The organism is Oceanobacter sp. 1_MG-2023 (assembly GCF_030689025.1).
In the GTDB taxonomy this organism is placed as follows: Bacteria; Pseudomonadota; Gammaproteobacteria; order Pseudomonadales; family Oceanobacteraceae; genus Oceanobacter.
Genome location: NZ_JAUYWA010000051.1, coordinates 1 through 2,654, shown reverse-complemented (window position 1 = coordinate 2,654; position 2,654 = coordinate 1). Strand labels below are relative to the sequence as shown.

The following is a 2,654-nucleotide window of genomic DNA, read 5'->3' as shown; positions in this document are numbered from 1 at the left end:
GACGAAAACTCCGGTGAAAACACGGTGATTTACACCGCAGCGACGGATGATGCGACGGCGGTTTATAGCCTCTCGGGGGATGATGCAGGGCTGTTCAGCATTAATTCAGCCACCGGCGAAGTGACGTTATTGGCTGATGCCGATTACGAGACCAAACCAAGCTACAGCTTTATCGTCACCGCCACCGATGGGGCCGGTAACCACACAGACCAAACCGTGACGCTGGCGGTCAATAACCTGGATGAAGTCGCACCGACGATTACTTCTGGCGCTATCGCCACTGCGATCGATGAAAACAGCGGTGCGGGTAGTGTGATTTATACCGCCACTGCGGATGACTCTGCAGATATTTCTGATGGCGTGAGTTTCAGCCTGTCTGGTACAGATGCGTCACTGTTCAGCATCAACTCAGCCACAGGTGACGTTACCTTATTGGCCGATGCGGACTATGAGACCAAATCCAGCTACAGCTTTACTGTTACAGCCACCGACGGCGCGGGTTCACAAAATAGCCAAGCCGTGACGCTGGATGTGAATGATCTGGATGAAGTGGCACCGGCATTTACATCTGGTTCAACAGCGACCGCCATTGACGAAAACTCCGGTGAAAACACGGTGATTTACACCGCGGCGACGGATGATGCGACGGCGGTTTATAGCCTCTCGGGAGCCGATGCAGGGCTGTTCAGCATTAATTCAGCCACCGGCGAAGTGACGTTATTGGCTGATGCCGATTACGAGACCAAGTCCAGCTACAGCTTTACTGTCACCGCTACCGACGGAGCCGGTAACCATACCGATCAACTGGTTACACTCGATGTAAACAACCTCGATGAAGTGGCACCGACGATTACGTCTGGTGCGACGGCTACTGCAATCGATGAAAACTCTGGTGCCGGGCAGGTGGTGTATACCGCGGCGGCCGATGATTCCGCAGATATCTCCGATGGAGTAACGTTTAGCCTTGGTGGCGCTGATGAGGCGTATTTCGAGATCAGTGCGAGCACTGGCGAAGTGACGCTAAAAGCCGATGCCGACTACGAAACCAAATTCAGTTACTCATTCATCGTTACCGCTACCGATGGCGCCGGTAACCATACCGACCAAGCGGTTACCCTCGATGTGAACGATCTGGATGATACCGCCCCAGAAGCCAGTATTGTGATATCACCCGCGACAGTACAGCTGGAAGCACTGGGTAATACCAGCAATAGTGACTATGCCCCTCAAATCACCGCCGTGGGCAGCGATGGTGCGTATGTGGTGGCCTGGTATGGATACAGCGGCAGTGGCTATTCGATCTTTGTGCAGGCGTTTAATGCCGATGGCTCCTTGAACGGCACCACGGTACAACTGGAAGCGCCGGGTAATGCCAACCATAGCTCCCAGATCACTGAGGTAGGCAGCGATGGCGCCTATGTGGTGACCTGGTACGGAAGGGATAGCGACGGTGACTATTCGGTCTTTGTGCAGGCGTTTAAAGCCGATGGTTCCGTCAACGGTGCCACGATACAGTTGGAAGCGCTGGGTAACACCACTGGTCATGACTATGATCCACAAATCACTGCGGTGGGCACTGATGGCGACTATGTGGTGACCTGGTACGGAAGGGATAGCGACGATGATGATTCAATCTTTGTACAAGCATTTAACGCCGATGGTTCCTTAAGCAGTGCCGCGGTACAGTTGGAAGCACTGGGTGAGACCACCAGTGGTGACTATCTGCCTCAAATTACCGCTGTGGGCACTGATGGCGCCTATGTGGTGACCTGGCAGGGGTACGATAGCGACGGTGATTTTTCAATCTTTGTGCAGGCGTTTGATGTCGATGGCTCCTTCAACGGTGACATGGTACAGCTGGAAGCGCCGGGTCATACCACTGGTGCTGACTATTTTCCTCAAATCACCGCGGTGGGCACTGATGGCGCCTATGTGGTGACCTGGCAGGGAGTTAGCGGCGGTGATAGGTCGATCTTTGTGCAGGCGTTTAAAGCCGATGGCTCCTTCAACGGCACCATGGTACAGCTGGAAGCGCTGGGTAATACGGCAGGTCAAGACAGAAATCCCCAAATCACCGCGGTGGGCACTGATGGCGACTATGTGGTGACCTGGTACGGTGAGGATAGCGACGGTGACTATTCGATCTTTGTGCAAGCCTTTAACGCCAATGGTTCCTTCAACGGTGACACAGTACAGCTGGAAGCGCCGGGTAATACCACTGGTGATGACTATTTTCCTCAAGTCACCGCCGTGGGCAGTGCTGGTGCCTATGTGGTGACCTGGTACGGGGCCGATAGTGACGGTGATGATTCGATCTTTGTGCAGGCGTTTAACGCCGATGGTTCTTTCAACGGTGACACAGTACAGCTGGAAGCGCTGGGTAAGACCAACGGTGATGACGAAAGTCCCCAAATCACTGCGGTGGGCAGCGCTGGCGCCTATGTGGTGACCTGGTACGGGATCGATAGCGACGGTGATGAGTCGATCTTTGTACAGGCGTTTAATGCCGATGGTACACCGGTGATAGATAGCACCTATGAAGCAGGGGAGTTGGTCACATTACAAAGCAATGAAGCAGGTACGGTGTATTTGGTGAGCGATACAGTGGCCGTGACCACTGAGGCCGATATCACCAGCGCCAGCAGTAACCTGTG

Annotated in this window: 1 protein-coding gene; it reads left to right on the top strand. The window is 54.0% G+C overall.

Features of this window, described 5'->3' with window-relative positions:
• Positions 1-2,654, top strand: a 2,654-nt coding sequence (locus tag Q8W22_RS16530) for a cadherin domain-containing protein (protein WP_305453095.1), incomplete at both ends; no start/stop codon positions are given.